Origin of the sequence: Bradyrhizobium sp. 142 (assembly GCF_023074015.1) — a bacterium.
Taxonomy (GTDB): domain Bacteria; phylum Pseudomonadota; class Alphaproteobacteria; order Rhizobiales; family Xanthobacteraceae; genus Bradyrhizobium.
On the sequence record NZ_JADPKQ010000029.1, the window covers coordinates 47,634 to 65,603 of the forward strand.

General features: G+C 62.2%; 11 protein-coding genes and 1 pseudogene. 9 read left to right on the plus strand and 3 right to left on the minus strand.

Going from position 1 to position 17,970, the window contains the following annotated elements:
- The first annotated feature begins 204 nt into the window (after nt 1-204).
- The gene (locus IVA82_RS02510) at nt 205-1,152 is read left to right on the plus strand and encodes a hypothetical protein (protein ID WP_247381802.1); all 948 of its coding nucleotides are present in this window, start codon (nt 205-207) and stop codon (nt 1,150-1,152) included.
- 401 nt (nt 1,153-1,553) lie between these two features.
- Complete coding sequence (locus IVA82_RS02515) at nt 1,554-3,746, plus strand: ATP-dependent RecD-like DNA helicase (protein ID WP_247381803.1); 2,193 nt, start codon at nt 1,554-1,556, stop codon at nt 3,744-3,746.
- 612 nt (nt 3,747-4,358) lie between these two features.
- On the opposite strand, the gene IVA82_RS02520 is transcribed toward IVA82_RS02515, so the two are convergent.
- From IVA82_RS02520 to IVA82_RS02530, 3 genes are all read right to left on the minus strand, one after another.
- Nucleotides 4,359-4,787 carry a heme-binding protein gene (locus IVA82_RS02520; RefSeq protein ID WP_247381806.1) on the minus strand — a complete coding sequence of 143 codons (429 nt, stop codon included), beginning with the start codon at nt 4,785-4,787 and terminating at the stop codon, nt 4,359-4,361.
- Nucleotides 4,780-7,758: an FAD-binding and (Fe-S)-binding domain-containing protein gene (locus IVA82_RS02525; RefSeq protein WP_247381807.1), complete on the minus strand. Its 2,979-nt coding sequence runs from the start codon at nt 7,756-7,758 to the stop codon at nt 4,780-4,782. Before IVA82_RS02525 ends, IVA82_RS02520 begins: the two co-directional genes overlap by 8 nt.
- 107 nt (nt 7,759-7,865) lie before the next feature.
- The gene (locus IVA82_RS02530) at nt 7,866-8,603 is read right to left on the minus strand and encodes a GntR family transcriptional regulator (protein WP_247381809.1); all 738 of its coding nucleotides are present in this window, start codon (nt 8,601-8,603) and stop codon (nt 7,866-7,868) included.
- A 133-nt stretch (nt 8,604-8,736) separates the two neighbouring features.
- On the opposite strand from IVA82_RS02530, the gene IVA82_RS02535 reads away from it, so the two are divergent.
- The 7 genes and pseudogenes from IVA82_RS02535 to IVA82_RS02565 all read left to right on the plus strand — a co-directional run bounded on the left by IVA82_RS02535 (nt 8,737) and on the right by IVA82_RS02565 (nt 15,858).
- A complete protein-coding gene (locus tag IVA82_RS02535) occupies nt 8,737-9,939 on the plus strand; it encodes an alanine--glyoxylate aminotransferase family protein (RefSeq protein ID WP_247381810.1) in 1,203 nt (400 codons plus the stop codon).
- 62 nt (nt 9,940-10,001) lie between these two features.
- Nucleotides 10,002-10,341, plus strand: a pseudogene (locus IVA82_RS02540) (MFS transporter); the annotation flags it as partial.
- 116 nt (nt 10,342-10,457) lie between these two features.
- Nucleotides 10,458-11,657, plus strand: coding sequence for an aminotransferase class V-fold PLP-dependent enzyme (locus IVA82_RS02545; RefSeq protein ID WP_247381812.1), 1,200 nt, complete (start codon nt 10,458-10,460; stop codon nt 11,655-11,657).
- A 27-nt stretch (nt 11,658-11,684) separates the two neighbouring features.
- Nucleotides 11,685-12,482, plus strand: a complete 798-nt coding sequence (locus tag IVA82_RS02550; RefSeq protein ID WP_247381814.1) for an enoyl-CoA hydratase/isomerase family protein — start codon at nt 11,685-11,687, stop codon at nt 12,480-12,482.
- Between the two features lie 151 nt (nt 12,483-12,633).
- Entirely contained in the window at nt 12,634-13,614 is a 981-nt protein-coding gene (locus IVA82_RS02555; RefSeq protein WP_247381817.1) for a tripartite tricarboxylate transporter substrate-binding protein, read from the plus strand.
- 173 nt (nt 13,615-13,787) lie between these two features.
- A complete protein-coding gene (locus tag IVA82_RS02560; RefSeq protein WP_247381819.1) occupies nt 13,788-14,330 on the plus strand; it encodes a tripartite tricarboxylate transporter TctB family protein in 543 nt (180 codons plus the stop codon).
- 10 nt (nt 14,331-14,340) lie between these two features.
- A complete protein-coding gene (locus IVA82_RS02565; RefSeq protein WP_247381821.1) occupies nt 14,341-15,858 on the plus strand; it encodes a tripartite tricarboxylate transporter permease in 1,518 nt (505 codons plus the stop codon).
- Nucleotides 15,859-17,970: the final 2,112 nt, after the last annotated feature.

A 17,970-nucleotide genomic window follows, 5' to 3' on the forward strand; every position in this document is an offset into this window, starting at 1 on the left:
CGTGAAAGGTGGCGATCGACTTGAAGAGTGAGCATCCTCCGCGGCAGCGCTTGCGAAACTGGGTCGAGCGTGCGGTCTGGTGGCAAGTCTAACCGTGCGACGTTGGATTGTTCTGATCGCGTTGTGGATTATTGCTGCTGTGCCTGTTCGTTGTCACTAGATCGCCCATACTGTTGCCTTGCACGAATCAGCCAGAGAGCCAGAATGAATCCCGGAGCTCGGAGTCTTATTCTGACCGAATCCCAGGCGGCTTGTCTTGCCGCGCTCAGATTGCGCAAGGAATCCAAGACTGAAATTGCAATTCAAGCCAAGCTTGATCTCAAGAGAGCAACAGTGGCGCTCGATGCACTGAAGGAACTAGGTCTGGCCAGGCGCGGCGCTATGAGTAGTTGGCATCCCACTCGACGGGGAAGGAATTGTCGATTTAAGGCAACTCCAGATCGAATTCGGCCTGATAATGCACTTCCTGGCCCTGGCGCTCGGCGTCTGCTCGATGTTTTAGACCGGCCGATGCAGGGCAATGAACTTGCCGAAAGGTTAGGCATCAGTCTTCAAAGAGTTCGTCAGCTTCTGGTCAAACTTCATGCGCAAGGACTTGTGAAATTCGGGGACTCAGAAAGAATTCTTGAGGCCGTCACGCGCACTAATGACAAGACTATTTTGCTGTCACGCGATGAGTCGTGCGTGCTTTCGGTGATTCCGGACGCCTATGCAACCAATGATACAAAGATAAGGCTAGCAGTTTTGCTCCCAGAGAAAAGTGTTCAGAAGATCCTTGATCGCTTTGTTGCGAGGCACCTTGTCGTAGCGCAGGACGGCCTTGCTGATAGAGCAATCTATCGGATCACTGCGGCCGGATTGAAGCATCCGCAACGCCACCCGGACGCCCGCTTAGCGCATGCGCCCCGGCTACCTGTCGAATCAGATCGCGTTCGCGCGGTGCTCTCGGCTATACGCGATGCACAATCACTGCGGATCAGGGATTTGAAAAATGCACTACAAATACCGCACGCTTCGATAAATGCTCTCATGCAGTATCTAAAACGGAAGGCGTTAGTGCAAAAGACCAGCCGAGAGCAGGCAGCGCCTTATTCATTGACGGAAAAGGGGCTCGACGCCCTTACAGAAATGGCACGACGACACGCTGCATAGTGCTGCGTTGCGGTTCATTTATTGCCCTGCTGTCGGCAAGGGCCAAGAGGGGCGGGCGAGGGGACGGTTTTGAGGGTGCGTCGCCCTCTCTCAGGTCACACGATCGAATCGTGTCGGGTGCGCTAGCACCGTGGTCCCGCCCGAAATCGCTGCTAGGCAGCAATTTCCGTCGAGCGGCGTCGTGGTGTCTTGCGCATTATTCGATCACGGCCTCTGCACGGACTAGTGCCAACCGGCTTTTGGTGCTGGCGGCGCCAAGTTCTATACTCCTCTCGCATGGATTAGCGAGGTCAGTAACCACGGTTGGCGGATGGCTGGCAAAAGGCCACAACAAGAGTCACGACTAGAGTCGTGGGGCCAAATCCCGATCACAGGCGCTGCCCGGCCACGGCGAAAATGATATGTTTGCGCTTATGAAACACCAGGCCCAGCCGACGACCCAGGAAGTATTGGCGGGCGTCGTCGAGCGCGTGACGTTTCATAACGGCGATACCGGCTTCTGCGTCCTTCGGATCAAGGCTAGGGGGCACCGGGAGCTGGTCACGGTAGTCGGCCATTCGGCCGTCATCGCAGCTGGGGAGTGGGTTACTGCATCGGGCGAATGGATCAACGATCGCACCCACGGACAGCAGTATAAGGCGAAGTTTCTCAAGACCTCGGAACCGACATCGGTCGACGGGATCGAAAAATACCTCGGAAGCGGGATGATCCGCGGCATAGGACCGGTCTACGCGAAGAAGCTTGTGCGCGCCTTCGGCGAAAAGGTGTTCGATACTATAGAAGCACAACCCCGGCGCCTGCTCGAGGTCGCAGGGATCGGTGCAGTGCGAGCCAGCCGTATCACCAGCGCTTGGGCCGAACAGAAGATAATCCGCGAAATCATGTTATTCCTGCATAGCAACGGCGTCGGCACGGCCCGGGCGGTCCGGATTTTCAAAACCTACGGCGCCGATGCCGTGCAGATCATGTCCGAAAATCCATACCGTCTAGCTCGGGATATCCGCGGCATAGGATTCAAGACTGCTGACGCGATCGCGATGAAGCTCGGAATCGAGAAAACCGCGATGATCCGGGTTCGGGCCGGTATTTCATACGCGCTGACCGAAGCCATGGACCAGGGACACTGTGGCTTGCCATCGAATGAGCTGACGCGGCTGGCCGAGAAGCTGCTTGAGGTATCTGTGGAGCTGGTGGGGACGGCGCTTGCTCTGGAACTGACCGAGGGCACGGTCATCGCCGATAGCGTCGACGAAACTCCATGTGTGTTCCTCGCGGGGTTACACCGAGCGGAGCGCGCAATCGCCGAAAAGCTGACGCGGCTTACGAATGGCAAGCTTCCGTGGGCCTGGATTAATCCTGATAAGGCATTGCCTTGGGTCGAAGAGCGGATTGGATTGGCCCTCGCCGAAACGCAGGTCGCCGCGATCCGCCTCGCTCTGATGTCAAAAGTCCTGGTGATGACTGGCGGCCCAGGCGTCGGCAAAACCACCATCGTCAGGGGCATCCTGCGTATCCTGGCGGCAAAAGGAGTAAGGCTGCTGTTGTGCGCTCCCACCGGCCGGGCTGCAAAGCGCATGACAGAAGCGACGGGCTTCGAGGCTAAGACGATCCACCGACTGCTGGAGGTCGACCCGAAAGGAGGAGGCTTCAAGCGCGGGGACGATAATGCGCTGGACTGCGACCTGCTTGTCGTCGACGAAGCCTCGATGGTCGACGTGATGTTGATGCAAGCCCTCGCGACGGCCTTGCCGAACTCCGCAGCGCTATTGGTTGTTGGTGATATCGACCAACTTCCCTCCGTAGGGCCGGGCCAGGTGCTTGCTGATATCATTTCTTCCGGAGCCCTACCCGTGGTGCGTTTAACCGAGGTATTTCGACAGGCAGCTCAAAGTCGGATTATCACCACTGCCCATCGCATCAATCAGGGTTTCATCCCCGATCTCAGCCAGCCGGAGGGCCAGAGTGACTTCTACTTCGTCCAAGCAGACGAGCCCGAGACCGCTGTGCTGCGCATGGTCGAGTTGGTGAAAACGCGCATTCCCAAACGCTTCGGTCTCGACCCCATTCGCGACATTCAGGTTCTCTGCCCAATGAACCGAGGCGGGGTCGGTGCGCGGTCACTGAACATCGAACTGCAAGCAGCGTTGAATCCGGCAGGGCCGAATAAGGTCGAGCGCTTTGGGTGGACCTTCGCGCCCGGCGACAAGGTGATGCAGATCGAGAACGATTATGACAAGGAAGTGTATAATGGCGATATTGGCTATATCCAGGAAGTAAATCTAGACGACGGCGAGCTCACAGTCAGCTTTGACAACCGGGCTGTAACTTACGGGTTTGGTGAACTCGATACCTTGGTGCCTGCCTACGCTGCGACAATTCACAAAAGCCAGGGTTCGGAATACCCGGCTGTTGTAATCCCGGTCATGACCCAGCATTACGCTATGCTCCAGCGAAACCTGCTCTACACCGGGGTCACGAGGGGCAAGCGATTGGTCATCTTGGTGGGTCAGAAGAAAGCAGTGGCCATCGCTGTTCGCAACGCTTCGGGCCGACGGCGATGGTCGAAGCTAGATGAATGGCTTCGCCGCGCATAAACATGGCCCGGGTGTGCCTCTGATAAGCAAATAGCGATCGGTCGCTGCAAAAAAGGTGGGTTTGAAAGGGATTAGCTGGCACTCCGGTCCAGCTTCGGAGGGCAACGCTAGGCGACCGTCTCAAATAACAATTTGAGATGGTTGCAGGTCCGCGATTTGAACCTATTAGTCGGATTGTGTTGTGCCGTCGATCCCTTCGACTGCCGATCTCCTTGGTGCGCCCACCAAGATCCCCAACAATAGCTTACAGGGTGGTCGGACCGAGGCTGCCTGGCTGCTTTCAATTGGGTCACGCTTGGGTCACGCGGAAGAAGAAACTGGCCTTCTTCTCTGTGAGGAAAACCTCAAGCAGGCAATCGAATCCTTGGGTTGCGTGGATTGATGAGTTTCGCCGTTACAGCCCGATTGGTTCCGCATTGCTGCCTTGACAAGACGATTGAAGATCGGCGCGTGGCAACCGCCGATCAGTGCCTTGCAAATAAGAGCGCGGGAATCATAATCCTCGGATCAGGGTTCGAGCCCCTCTAACGCTACCGCCTATTTGTCGACCCAAACGCCGCAAACATATCAAAAAATGGCTTCCAGATCGCAGATGCTAGGGCCCGCCGGAGATTACCCCGCGTTGGCCTTCAGCCCGGACGCCTGGATGCCGGCGACCGCACAGGCCTCGTCATTGTCGGAGGTGTCGCCGGAGACGCCGACGGCGCCGAGCAAGGTTGTGCCGTCCATAATCAGCACGCCGCCGGGGACCGGCACCAGCGCGCCCTTGGCGAGGGTGTTCACGGCGTCGATGAAATAGGCCTGCTCCTGCGCGCGCTGGAACAAAGCGCGCGAGCCCATGCCGAGCGCGAGCGCGCCATAGGCCTTGCCGTGGGCGATCTCGGCGCGCATCAGGCTGGTGCCGTCCTGCGCCGCGGCGATCTTGAGCACCCCGCGTGCGTCGAGGATGGTGACGACCAGCGGCTTCAGCTTCAGCTCGGTGGATTTCGCGAAGGCAGCGTCGAGGATCTTGCGGCCGGTGTCGAGGGTGAGGTCAGCCATGGCTGGTTTCCTTTGCAATGGGAGGGGTTGTGGATTGAGTCTCGGCACGATCGAGGCTCATCGCCAGCACGCGCGCGACGTGAAGCGCCTCGCGCTGGGCGCCGTCGTGGATCTGGTGCCGGCAGGAGGTGCCGTCGGCAACGACCAGCGTCGCCTGATCCGCGCGCCGCACAACGGGCAGCAGCGACAGCTCGGCCATTTCGATCGAGGCGTCATAGGTCTCAGTGCCGTAGCCGAAGGCGCCGGCCATGCCGCAGCAGCTCGATTCGATGGTCTCGACCTTGAGGCCGGGGACGAGACGCAGCACCTGCTCGACCGGCTTGAACGCGCCGAAGGATTTTTGATGGCAATGGCCGTGCACCACGGCCTTGTCGGCGATGGCGCCGAGCGGCAGTTGCAGCCGTCCGGCCTTCGCCTCGCGTACCAGAAACTCCTCGAAGGTGAGGGCATGGGCGCCGACCGCCTTGGCATCATCGTCCTTGCGCAGCGAGGCGAGCTCATCGCGCAGCGTCAGCAGGCAGCTCGGCTCGAGTCCGACGATCGGCACGCCGCGCGCCGCAAACGGCGCGTAGGCGGCCACGAGCCGGTCGAGTTCGGCCTTGGCCTCGTCGACTAGGCCGGCTGACAGGAATGTGCGGCCGCAGCACAGCGGCCGGCTGCCGCTTGCAGGTTTCGGCAGATGCACGCGATAACCGCCCGCCGCGAGCACGCGCAGCGCGGCATCGAGGTTTTCGCGCTCGTAGATGCGATTAAATGTGTCGGCGAAAAGCACGACCTCGCGGCCCGTTTCGGGCCCGACCGATTCCGCCGGCGACGCAAATACGTCGCTGCGGAAAGCCGGCAGCGTCCGGCGCGCGCTGATGCCGCCAAAGCGCTCGAACAGCTTTCGCAGCAGCGGGCTGCGGTTGCGCAAATTGGCGAGCGGCGCGAAGCGCGACGCGAGGCCGGCATAGCGCGGGAGGTAGCCGACCAGGCGATCGCGCAGCGTCAGGCCGTGTGATGCGGCACGAGCGGCGAGCACCTCGATCTTCATCTTGGCCATGTCGACGCCGGTCGGGCATTCGTGGCGGCAGGCCTTGCAGGAGACGCAGAGTTTCAGCGTCTCCATCATCTCGTCGGACGAAAGCGCGTCAGGGCCGAGCTGGCCGGAGATCGCAAGCCGCAGCGTGTTGGCGCGGCCTCGCGTGACGTCCTTCTCGCTGCGCGTCGCGCGGTAGGACGGGCACATCACGCCGCCCTCGAGCTTGCGGCAGGCGCCGTTGTTGTTGCACATCTCGACCGCGCCCTGGAATCCGCCGCCGGCGCCGGGATAAACGGACCAGTCGAGCCTGGTCTTCAAGTCAGTGACGCGATAGTCGGGCCGGTAACGGAACAGCGAGCGGTCATCCATTTTGGGCGCGTCCACGATCTTGCCGGGATTGAGCACGCCCTCGGGATCGAAGCGCTGCTTCACTTCCCTGAAGTCGGCCACGAGGCGTTCGCCGAACATCGTTTCGTGGAATTCCGAGCGCACCAGGCCGTCGCCGTGCTCGCCGGAATGCGAGCCCTTGTATTCGCGCACCAGCTCGAAGGCTTCTTCGGCGATGGCCCGCATCGCCTTGACGTCCTTCTCCAGCTTCAAATTCAGCACGGGGCGCACATGCAAGCAGCCCTCGGAGGCATGCGCATACATCGTGCCGCTGGTGCCGTGCTTCGCGAAGACTTCGCTCAGCCGCGCGGTGTAGTCGGCAAGATGCGGCAGCGGCACGGCGCAGTCCTCGACGAAGGAGACCGGCTTGCCCTCCTGCTTCATCGACATCATGACGTTGAGACCGGCGGCGCGGAAATCTGCGATGCCGCTTTGCAGCCTGGGCTCGGTGATCTCGACCACGCCGCCCCATTTGCGTCTGTCGTTATTCCAGCCGAAGCCGAGGTCGCCCATCAATTCGCCGAGTTGCTTGAGGCGGGCCAGATTGTCCGCCTGGTCCTCTTCGGCGAATTCGACCACGAGCACGGCATCCGGATCGCCCTTGATGGCGGCAGAGATGATCGGCCTGAACATCGCGATATCGCGGCCGAGCGCGAGCATGGTGCGGTCGACCAGCTCGACCGCGATCGGCTTGAGCTTGACCAGGTGCTGGGCCGCATCCATCGCCTCATAAAAACTGCCGAAATGGCAGACGCCGAGCGCTTTATTGCGGATCACCGGCCACAGCTTCAGCTCGACCTTGGTGGTGAAAGCGAGGGTGCCTTCGGAGCCGACAAGAAGGTGCGCCATGTTGTTGCGCGCATTGCGCGGCACCAGCGCATCGAGATTGTAGCCGCCGACGCGGCGCTGCACCTTTGGAAAGCGCGTGGCGATCTCCTCGGCTTCGCGGGCGCCGAGATCGAGCATGTCGCGGAAGAGCGCCCGCGCGCTGTCGCTCGCGTCAAAGTCAGAGAGATCGCGCGAGACCTCGCCGAAGCGGCTCAGCGTGCCGTCGGCAAGGGCGGCCTCCATCGACAGCGTGTTGTCCCGCATGGTGCCGTAGCGCAAGCTACGGCCGCCGCAGGAATTGTTGCCGGCCATGCCGCCGATAGTGGCGCGCGAGGCCGTGGAGACGTCGACCGGAAACCACAGGCCGTGCTTTCTCAGCTGGCGGTTGAGATCGTCGAGCACGATGCCGGGCTCGACCACGCAGGTGCGGCCCTCGACGTCCAGCGACAGGATCCGGTTCAGATGTTTCGAGAGATCGACCACGAGCCCGTCATTGACGGTCTGGCCGCATTGCGAGGTGCCGCCGCCACGCGGGGTGACCTTCCGCCCGTCGTCGCGCGCGATCGCCAGGGCCCGCAAGGCCTCGTCCACGGTCTTGGGCACGACCACGCCCGCGGGCATGATTTGGTAGAACGAGGCGTCGGTGGCGTAGCGGCCGCGGCTGAAGCGGTCGAACAGGACGTCGCCGGTTATTTCCGCGCACAGGCGCCGTTCGAGCGAGGAGTCGTTTGTCATCCCTGGTCCCGGAGTGATCCAACGAGGGGCTGGAGCCCGGCTGGAGTATTCATTCTTGTTTCTGGTCGATTATATTATGAATTCAAAATGAGCAAGCTGAGCGCCCCTCAAAGCGGGGCCGCCGCGTCGTCTTGAGGCTCGGTCAGGTGCTCGATCGCCGCCGCCCGCTTGTTGCGCAGGTGCTGGAACAGGATGTCGCTGAGTTCGCTCGCGGAGCGGCGGCGCAGCGCGTCGAGGATGGCCTCGTGCTCGCGCATCGCTTCGGCCCAGCGCTGCCGCTTGCGGGCGAAATTGGCGGAGTAGCGGATGCGGCGGATCCGGCCGGCGAAATTGGCGTAGGTCGACTTTAGCGTCTCGTTGCGTGCGGCCGCGACGATGCTCTCGTGGATGCGCTGGTTGGCCTGGAAATAGCCGTGCATGTCGCGATGCAGATAGTGGCCGTACATCTCGTAATGCAGCTGTTCGATCACGGTGATTTCCGCATCGGTAATGGCTTCGCAGGCGAGGCGCCCGGCAAGGCTCTCCAGCCCCGCCATCACGTCGAACAGCTCCTCGAGATCGCGCTGGCTGAGCTGGCGCACGCGCGCCCCACGGTTGGGCAGGAGCTCGATCAGGCCCTCGGCGGCGAGTACTTTCAGGGCCTCGCGCAGCGGGGTGCGGGAGATGCCGAGCATCTCGCAGAGCTGACGTTCGGGAACGCGCGCGCCGTCGGGGATGTTGCCCTCGACCACGTAGTCGCGCAGCCGCAGCAGGGTCTCGCCGTGAAGCGAAGGCTCCTGACGGTCGCCGCCATTTGCGGCTGGCGGGCCGATCGGAACCCCGGCATCTGGAATCGTGGATTTCATTTGCCGCACAGTAGTTTGCCTGTTTGATCGCGTCGATGTTCGCAATCGAATACCAAATTTCGATTGAAAGGACAAAAAATGAATGCAAAATAATCTCTAGACCGGGCCAGAATCCGCCGACAGGGACGTTTTCATGCATCAGGGACGCCATTTCCTTCAGATTCCGGGCCCGAGTCCGGTCCCCGAGCGCGTCCTGCGCGCGATGGACATGCCTGTCATCGACCATCGGAGCGCGGAATTCGGTGAGCTCGGTCGCGCTGTGCTCGAAGGCAGCCGGAAGATTTTCCAGACCGCAGGTCCGGTCGTGATCTTCCCCTCGTCGGGGACGGGCGCCTGGGAGGCCGCGATCGTCAACACGTTGTCGCCTGGCGACAAAGTGCTGATGGTGGAGACCGGCCATTTCGCCATCCTGTGGCGGCAGATGGCGGGCCGCTTCGGCATCGAGGTTGATTTCGTTCCCGGCGACTGGCGCCGTGGCGCTGACCCCTCCGTGATCGAGGCAAAGCTCGCTGACGACACCGCGCGCGCGATCAAGGCCGTGATGGTCGTGCACAACGAGACCTCGACCGGTGCGACCAGCCGCATCGCCGAGATCCGCGCCGCGATCGACCGCACCGCGCATCCGGCGTTGTTGATGGTCGACACCATTTCCTCGCTCGGCTCGGTCGACTACCGCCACGAGGAGTGGAGGGTCGATGTCAGCGTGAGCTGCTCGCAGAAGGGTTTCATGCTGCCGCCCGGGCTCGGCTTCAACGCGATCTCGGAGAAGGCTCGCACTGCTTCGAAGACCAACAAGATGCCGCGCTCCTATTTCGACTGGGAGGAAATGCTCAAGTCCAACGCAAATGGCTTCTTCCCCTACACGCCGGCGACGAACCTGCTCTATGGCTTGCGCGAGGCGATCGCGATGCTGCTCGAAGAGGGGCTCGACAACGTCTTCGCGCGCCATCAGCGGCTTGCTGCCGCAACCCGTGCCGCGGTCAATCACTGGGGCCTCGAGATCCTCTGCCTGGAGCCCGCCGAATTCTCGCCGGTGCTCACCGCGGTGTTGATGCCGCCGGGCCACGACGCCGATCAGTTTCGCAAGATCGTGCTCGACAATTACAACATATCGCTCGGCTCGGGCCTCTCCAAGGTCGCCGGAAAAGTCTTCCGCATCGGCCATCTCGGCGAATGCAACGCGCTGACGCTCCTCGGCGCGCTCACCGGCGTGGAGATGGGCCTGTCGGTCGCGGGCGTGCCGCACCGCTCCGGCGGCGTCGACGCCGCGATGAAGCTTCTGGAGCGGCGCCCACAGGGCAATTCCTCGCCGCATCTGAAAGTGGTCGGCACATAGAGCGCGCGGCAGGCAGGCGAACAGCATAACAAGCGTCAGGGAGAGGTGGAGATGGGAGTCCGGTTCACGACATTACGATCGTCGTGCTGTGCCTGTCGGCCGGCTTCTTCTGCGCCGAGCTGGTGATCGGCCCGATGTGGTCGATTCCGATGGACATCGCCCCGAAACGTTCCGGGACCGCCTCCGGACTCATGAACACCGGCTCGGCCTTTGCCGCCATCGTCTCCCCGCTGGTCGCGGGCTTCTTGATTGACGCGACCGGCATTTGGTACCTGCCGTTCCCGATGTCGATTGGGCTGCTACTATTCGGCGGCTTTTCCCCTTCCTGATGCATCCGGAAGAGGGCCGTTTTCGGAGGCCGAGGGGAGGGTGCCGTCCGGAAAGGTGGTGGCCGCGGAGTAGGGGCCGGCTGAGGTCCGCCGGTCGCGCATGCAGGCGCCTTAAGGAGAGGGGACAAGCCGGTCAAATGGTGCTATTCGGCGGCCATCAAAATCAAGGCAGGACCGGGAAGGACGCCCATGACCGTGCACTCTGGAAGGCATTTCTTACAGATTCCAGGACCGACCAACGTGCCCGACCGGGTGCTGCGGGCGATGGACATGCCGACGCTGGACCATCGCGGTCCGGAGTTCGCCGAGCTCGGTTTCGCAGTCCTCGCCTCGATGCAGCGGGTGTTTCGCACCAAGCAGCCCGTGATCATCTTCCCCTCGTCCGGCACCGGCGCCTGGGAAGCGGCGATGGTCAACGTGTTCGCGCCCGGCGACAAGCTCCTGATGTGCGAGACCGGCCAGTTCGCCGTGTTGTGGCGCGGCATCGCCGATCGGTTCAAGCTCGAGGTCGACTTTATCCCGAGCGACTGGCGCCATGGCGCCGATCTCGCCGAGATCGAGCAGCGCCTTAGCGCCGACAAGCAGCACACGATCAAGGCGGTCTGCGTCGTCCACAACGAGACCTCGACCGGCTGCGTGACGCCGCCGCTGGAGGTGCGCAAGCTGCTCGACCGCGTCAAGCATCCGGCGCTGTTGATGGTCGACACCATCTCCGGCCTTGGCTCGATGGAGTACGAGCACGATGCCTGGGGCATCGACGTTTCGGTCGCAGGCTCACAGAAGGGCCTGATGCTGCCGCCGGGCCTCGGTTTCAACGCCGTCTCGGAGAAGGCGCTTGCCGTCGCCAAGGCTAACCCCGGCATGCGCTCCTACTGGGACTGGCAGGAGGTCATCAACTTCAACAAGCTCGGCACCTTCCCCTATACGCCCGCGACCAATCTGCTCTACGGCCTGCGTGAAGCGATCAAGATGCTGGAAGAGGAGGGGCTGGAGAACGTCTGGACCCGCCACAAGCGTCATAGCGCGGCGACGCGTGCCGCGGTCAAGGTCTGGGGCCTGGAGACGCAGTGCGCCGATCCCGCCGCGCATTCGCCGGCGCTGACCGGCGTTCGTGTGCCCGAGGGCCACGACGCCGACGCCTTCCGCAAGGTGGTGCTGGAGAACTTCGACATGTCGCTCGGCACCGGCCTGAACAAGGTCAAGGGCAAGGTGTTCCGCATCGGCCATATCGGCCATTTCAACGATCTGATGCTGATGGGCACGCTCGCCGGCGTCGAGATGGGCCTCGATCTTGCAAAGATTCCGCACCGGAGCGGCGGCGTATTGGCGGCCATGGACGTCCTCAAGGGACGCGACGTGGTGCCGATGGCCAAGGCCCAGGTCGCTTAAGACAAACAACCGTGAAGTGAGCGCGCGATGAACCTACCTGCGACTGCCAACGAAGACCTGCTGTACTCCGTCCAGGACGGCATCGCGCGGATCACCTTCAACCGTCCCCAGGCGCGCAACGCACTGACCTTCGCCATGTATGAGCGCATGGCGGAGATTTGCCAGGAGATCAACGCCGATCGCTCGATCAAGGCGCTGATCCTGACCGGCACGGGCGACAAGGCTTTTGCCTCCGGCACCGACATCTCGCAATTCCGCGCCTTCAAGACCGAGCAGGACGCGCTCGACTACGAGGCCCGCATCGACCGCGTGCTCGGCACGCTCGAGCAATGCCGCGTCCCCGTGATCGCGGCGATCGCGGGAGCCTGCACCGGCGGCGGCGCCGGCATTGCGGCCTGCTGCGACCTCCGCATCGGCACCGAAACCACCCGCATCGGCTTTCCGATCGCGCGCACGCTCGGCAACTGCCTGTCGATGTCGAACATCAGCCGCGTCGTCTCGCTGGTTGGTCCCGCCCGCACCAAGGATCTGATCTTCAAGGCGCGGCTGGTCGAGGCGCAGGAAGCGCTGTCCCTCGGCCTGCTCAACGAGATCGTGCCGGACGTCGAGACCCTGCAGCGCCGTGCCGACGAGACCGCAAAGCTCGTGGCGAGCCACGCGCCGCTTACGCTGGAAGCGACGAAGGAAGCGGTGCGCCGCATCCGCCGCACGCTGTCGCGCGAAGAGGGCGAGGACCTGATCCTCAAGGCCTATATGAGCGAAGATTTCCGCGAGGGCATGGACGCCTTCCTCAACAAGCGCACGCCAAGTTGGAAGGGCAAGTAGCGCCACGTGGGCCCGGCTGTCGTCAGCCGAAAGTCATATGCGGCGGGGCGCCTGCCTGCTTGAACCCGTCGCCATTAGTCCGCACAATGAGCTCCCATAAGCCTCCCGGCATTACAAAGCCAATAAGAACCGAGGGAAGAAACTCGTGCAAATGTCAGTTAAAGCCGCTTGCGCCACGGTCCTGCTGTTCTTGAGTGCGCCGGCCTTTGCCGGCTGGGAGCCGACAAAACCCGTCGAGATCGTGGTCGCAGCCGGTGCGGGCGGCGCCTCCGACCAGATGGCGCGGATGATGCAGGCTGCGATCCAGAAGAACAATCTGATGAAGCAGCCGATGGTCGTCTCGCTCAAGGGTGGCGCCTCGGGCGCCGAAGCGCTGATGTACATGAAATCCAGCGAGGGCGATCCGAACAAGGTGCTGATCGCCTATTCGCTAATCTACATGCTGCCGCTGTCGGCGAAGATCCCGTTCAACTGGCGTGAGCTGACTCCGGTCTCGGTGGTCGCACTCGATCAGTTCGTGCTGTGGGACAACAGCGCGGGCCCCAAGACGGTGAAGGAATTCGTCGCGGCCGCGAAGGCGGCGAGCTCGCCGTTCAAGATGGGCGGCACCGGCTCCAAGCGCGAGGATCACGTGCTGACCGTCTTCCTCGAGCAGAAGACCGGCGCGAAATTCTCCTATCTGCCCTACAAGTCCGGCGGCGAGGCCGCGACCCAGCTCGTCGGCAACCACACCGAATCCAACGTCAACAATCCAAGCGAAAATCTCGAAGTCTGGCGCGCCGGCCAGGTGCGTCCGCTGTGCGTGTTCGACAAGGAGCGCATTTCCTACACCAGCAAGGTGACGGAGACGCAGTCCTGGGCCGACATCCCGACCTGCAAGGAGGAGGGCATCGACGTCCAGTATCTGATGCTGCGCGCGATGTTCCTGCCCGGCAAGGTCACGCCGGAGCAGCAGGCGTTCTATGTCGATCTGTTCCACAAGGTGACGCAGACCGCGGAATACAAGGACTACATGGAAAAGCAGGCGCTGAAGCCGATCTTCCTCAGCGGCAAGGACATGGTGCAATTCCTCGAGGAGGACGATGCAACCAACAAGTCGCTGATGACAGAAGCCGGATTCGTCGCGAAATAGCGGTCTCCCTCTTCGCCCTCTCCCCGTTGTTACGGAGAGAGGGCGGGGGCGAGGGGCTCTCTCCGCGAGTCCAATATTCGCCGTCCCTGCGGAGACATCCCCTAACCCGGCGCTTTGCGCCGACCGCTCCCGCAAAGCGGGGCGAGGTGAACAAGTTCCAGCCTCCAGAGCTCATGTCCCAAACCGATCTTGAAATCGTCGTCGAGGATCCGACCGCGCCTGAAGACGACTCACCCGCTGTCGCGAGTTCCGGCACGGTCGAGATCGTCGTCTGCCTCCTGCTGCTCGCGCTGGCCGCAACGTTCGGCTACGACAATTGGCGCACCGGCATCTCCTGGGATTCGACCGGGCCAGAGCCTGGCTATTTCCCGTTCTATCTCTCGTTCATCCTCGGCGGCGCCAGCCTTTACGGCCTGATCGTCGCCCTGCTTGCCCGCCGCGCGGCGTCCGAAATCTTCGTCACGCGCGCGCAGGCCCGCCGCGTTCTGGCGGTGTTCGTACCGACGCTGCTGTTCTGCCTCGTGACGCAGTTCCTCGGCCTCTATGTCGCGAGTTTCCTCTTGATCGCAAGTTTCATGCGACTGGTCGGCAAGATCGCACTGTGGAAGTCGCTGCTCACCGCTTTCCTGTTCACGGCGATCATGTTCGTCACCTTCGACATCGCCTTCGACGTCATCATGCCGAAGGGACCGCTCGAAGCGGCCTTCGGCTACTAGGCGGGTAGCGATGGAAGCGTTCGGTCTTTTGGTCCACGGCTTCGCCGTCCTGCTCACGTGGAAGACGCTGGTGTTGATGATGGTCGGGCTGGTGCTCGGCATCTTCGTCGGCGTGCTCCCCGGCCTCGGCGGCCCCAACGGCGTGGCGATCCTCCTGCCGCTGACCTTCACGATGGATCCGACCTCGGCGATCGTGATGTTGTCCTGCATCTACTGGGGGGCGCTGTTCGGCGGCGCCATTACCTCAATCCTGTTCAACATTCCCGGCGAAGCCTGGTCGGTCGCGACCACCTTCGACGGCTATCCGATGGCGCAGCAGGGCAGGGCGGCGGAGGCGCTGACGGCGGCGTTCACGTCCTCCTTTATCGGCTCGCTTGTCGCGGTGCTGCTGATCACCTTCCTTGCGCCGATGATCTCGTCCTTTGCGCTGAAGTTCGGCCCGCCCGAGTTCTTCGCGGTGTACCTGTTGACCTTCTGCTCCTTCGTCGGCCTCGGGCGCGAGGCCAAGCACAAGACGGTGATCTCGATGTCGCTCGGCCTTCTGCTCGCCGGCGTCGGCATGGATACCGTGTCGGGCCAGCTGCGCATGACCTTCGGCACCGCGGAGTTGTTGCGGGGCATCAACTTCCTCGTTGCCGTCATCGGCCTGTTCGGCATCAGCGAGATCCTGCTGACCATGGAGGAGCGCCTGGCGCTGCGCGGGCATGCGGCCAGCATTTCGCTTCGCGTCGTGCTGAGCGTGTGGAAGGACCTGCCGAAATACTGGGTGACGCTGCTGCGCTCCTCCTTCATCGGCTGCTGGCTCGGCATTACCCCGGGTGGCGCGATCGCGGCGTCCTTCATGGGGTACAATCTCGCCAAGCGTTTCGCCAAGGATCCCGAGAGTTTTGGCAAGGGCCGCATCGAGGGCGTGTTCGCGCCGGAAACTGCGGCGCACGCCTCCGGCACCGCGGCGCTGTTGCCGATGCTGGCGCTCGGCATTCCCGGCTCCGGCACTGCCGCGATCCTGCTCGGCGGCTTGATGGTGTGGGGGCTCAATCCGGGCCCGCTGCTGTTCGTCGAGCACAAGGACTTCGTCTGGGGCCTGATCGCCTCGATGTATCTCGGCAATGTCGTCGGCCTTGTGCTGGTGCTGACGACGGTGCCGATCTTCGCCTCGATCCTGCGGGTGCCGTTCGCTGCGGTGGCGCCGATGATCGTGGTGTCCTGCGCGATCGGCGCCTATGCGATCCAGAACGCGATGTTCGACATCTGGCTGATGCTGGGCTTCGGCGTCGTCGGCTACGTTTTCAAGAAGATCGGCATCCCGCTCGCGCCGTTTACACTGGCGCTCGTGCTCGGCAACCGCGCCGAGGATGCCTTCCGCCTGTCGATGATCGGCTCCGGCGGTGATCTCAAGGTGTTCTGGTCAAACGGTCTGGTCGGTTCGATCACGACGCTGGCGATCCTATTGCTGTTCTGGCCCGCGATCGACGGTTTGCTGAGCCGCGTCGGATGGATGCGTCGCCCGAAGCCGACATCGCACTAGGAAGCGATTTCTCCTAGAAATTCAAATGGGAGACACGTCCCGCCACTTCGATCTGGTGTAATCCTTGTAGTGCTACCAGCAACCCAGCCGTTGCCATTAGTGCCAATCCGACAATCAGCGGTCGAGGCCAAGCAACGCAGGCGATGAAGGTCACGATTAAAAAGTCGAGAAAGTGTTCGGTTTTCCAGCTTAGCATGGGACGCAGTTGCCAATTTGCGGATGCCAAAGCGATCAGGCCAACAGATGCGACGCTGCAAACCTTTATGGCAATGCGCCTAGACGCCCTTGTACCTCTCGGTTGCGAGGGCTGCCACAATTGGCGGCTGGTTTCATTTGGGCAATGCGTGGGCCCAAGCCCGCACCTTTGATTAGCGCCTTGCCTTCTCGCGCGCGGCATTCAGATCTGCCTTTATCCGTGAGGGATCATCCGCCGTCCCTCGACTTGGTGGCGGCAAACGCAGATCTTGCGCCCATGGCGCGCCTGATCGAACCGTCGAGCTCGACGTCGCTTGGTCAAAAATTGCACAAGCAGAGGCGACAAGACCGAGAAGCGTCAACCCTGCCGATGTCTTCACCTGCGCCCATCTATGGTGACTGGCGCGAACCACTTACCGGCCCATTCCCACTGTCGCATGATTCCAGCCGGCCAACCGGGTCGCCTGAGGCAAAGCTTGCTCGTCGGGCGTAAGCAGGCCCATCTGCACTGCTTCCGATTTGGAGACCGAATGCCCCATTGTAGCGTCCAATGCTTGGCAGGGCGCGAACAGCGATGCTACCGAAGTGGCTGATGGCCGCGGGCAGATATTGCCCTGATCTCGAACCAGATAGGCCGAATAGCCGATCCCGCAAATGACAACCGCAATAGCGACGCCGGCAAGATCTCGGTTCTTCATGGCGATGGCCCTCCATCGCCCCCAAAGCATAAGGGGTAGCCGGCCCCTTGGTTCCCATATATTCGGCATCGCCGAGGTCACATCGTACGGGAAATGCCCGCCAGCGTGAACCGGCGGGCCACTCGATTTCACTTCTTCAAGCAAAGCGCGACCGTCGGCGAGGTACCACACTTCGCGCCGTCCGCCGCCCCTCCACTTGGACAAAAAACGGACACGAGCGTTTCGCTGGTGTCGCAATTGACCGCACCATCTGCTTGCACTGCGCGGATGTTTACGGACGCCGGATCGCCCTTATCTCCCTTGTCGCCTTTTTGCCCTTGCGGCCCCTGTGGCCCTTGTGCACCGGCCGCTCCTTGAGGACCGGGAACGCCCTGAACACCTTGGGCGCCTTGTGGGCCAGCCGGGCCCTGCGGTCCTGGGTCACCCTTCGGCCCAGGCTCTCTTCCACAGCCCGCTAGCGCGAGAGCGGCGGTTAATGCAGCAGCAGCAATCAATTTTTGCATTGTGTCTTCTCCCTATGACCGCACCATTAAATTGGTCCCGGGAAGCTGTCGCAATAGAGAAATCCGCCGACGGTCAGCGGGCGGGCGTGCGCGCCGATACGCTGCCGGTTGCAGGTTCGGTGGGATCGGCGCCCGTGCTTCATGCCGCGGCCATCTGTTTGTCGCCGTGGTAAGTGGCCTAATAATCAGCCTTGAGCGCGTCCAGCATTTCGGAAGCATGTGCGACCGCAAAAACCAGCTCGCGATCGTTATTCCTTCTCATCGCTGCCTGAGCGGCAATCTTCGCCATGCTGACGCAGTCGCAAATCCGAGGCTCGAGATCGCGGAATGCTTAGGAGTGAAGCTTGTCAGTCTCGCTTTCCGTGATCGGTCGCTCAGCTCCGGGAAACTCGACGATGTTGCTGCTCATAGCTGCACCGCCTTGTCGCATGCCGTAGTGGTTTCGATATCGTGTCGAGCCCCCCGGCCGAACACCACGGAACCATCCCCGCGCTGGCATCAACTACCTAGTTCGGTGGCCCGGTGGTCGCCAAGTACTGAGCAAGTACTGAGCAACTACCGAGATCAATAGAGGCGTCCAGCAAGAAACAAAGCCCGGCTCGCGCCGGGCTTTGTGGTTGGTGTGCCGAGCATGTTCGACAGCTTGGAGGTGGAAGTCCTTTACCCAGCCTGATGGCGGCGAAGGGTTAGCGAAGCGCAAGGGCGTCATCGCGAGA

Coding starts and splice junctions, on each gene's coding strand:
- IVA82_RS02510 (WP_247381802.1), top strand. CDS start 205: ATGAATCCCGGAGCTCGGAGTCTTATTCTGACCGAATCCCAGGCGGCT.
- IVA82_RS02515 (WP_247381803.1), top strand. CDS start 1,554: ATGTTTGCGCTTATGAAACACCAGGCCCAGCCGACGACCCAGGAAGTA.
- IVA82_RS02520 (WP_247381806.1), bottom strand. CDS start 4,787: ATGGCTGACCTCACCCTCGACACCGGCCGCAAGATCCTCGACGCTGCC.
- IVA82_RS02525 (WP_247381807.1), bottom strand. CDS start 7,758: ATGACAAACGACTCCTCGCTCGAACGGCGCCTGTGCGCGGAAATAACC.
- IVA82_RS02530 (WP_247381809.1), bottom strand. CDS start 8,603: ATGAAATCCACGATTCCAGATGCCGGGGTTCCGATCGGCCCGCCAGCC.
- IVA82_RS02535 (WP_247381810.1), top strand. CDS start 8,737: ATGCATCAGGGACGCCATTTCCTTCAGATTCCGGGCCCGAGTCCGGTC.
- IVA82_RS02545 (WP_247381812.1), top strand. CDS start 10,458: ATGACCGTGCACTCTGGAAGGCATTTCTTACAGATTCCAGGACCGACC.
- IVA82_RS02550 (WP_247381814.1), top strand. CDS start 11,685: ATGAACCTACCTGCGACTGCCAACGAAGACCTGCTGTACTCCGTCCAG.
- IVA82_RS02555 (WP_247381817.1), top strand. CDS start 12,634: ATGTCAGTTAAAGCCGCTTGCGCCACGGTCCTGCTGTTCTTGAGTGCG.
- IVA82_RS02560 (WP_247381819.1), top strand. CDS start 13,788: ATGTCCCAAACCGATCTTGAAATCGTCGTCGAGGATCCGACCGCGCCT.
- IVA82_RS02565 (WP_247381821.1), top strand. CDS start 14,341: ATGGAAGCGTTCGGTCTTTTGGTCCACGGCTTCGCCGTCCTGCTCACG.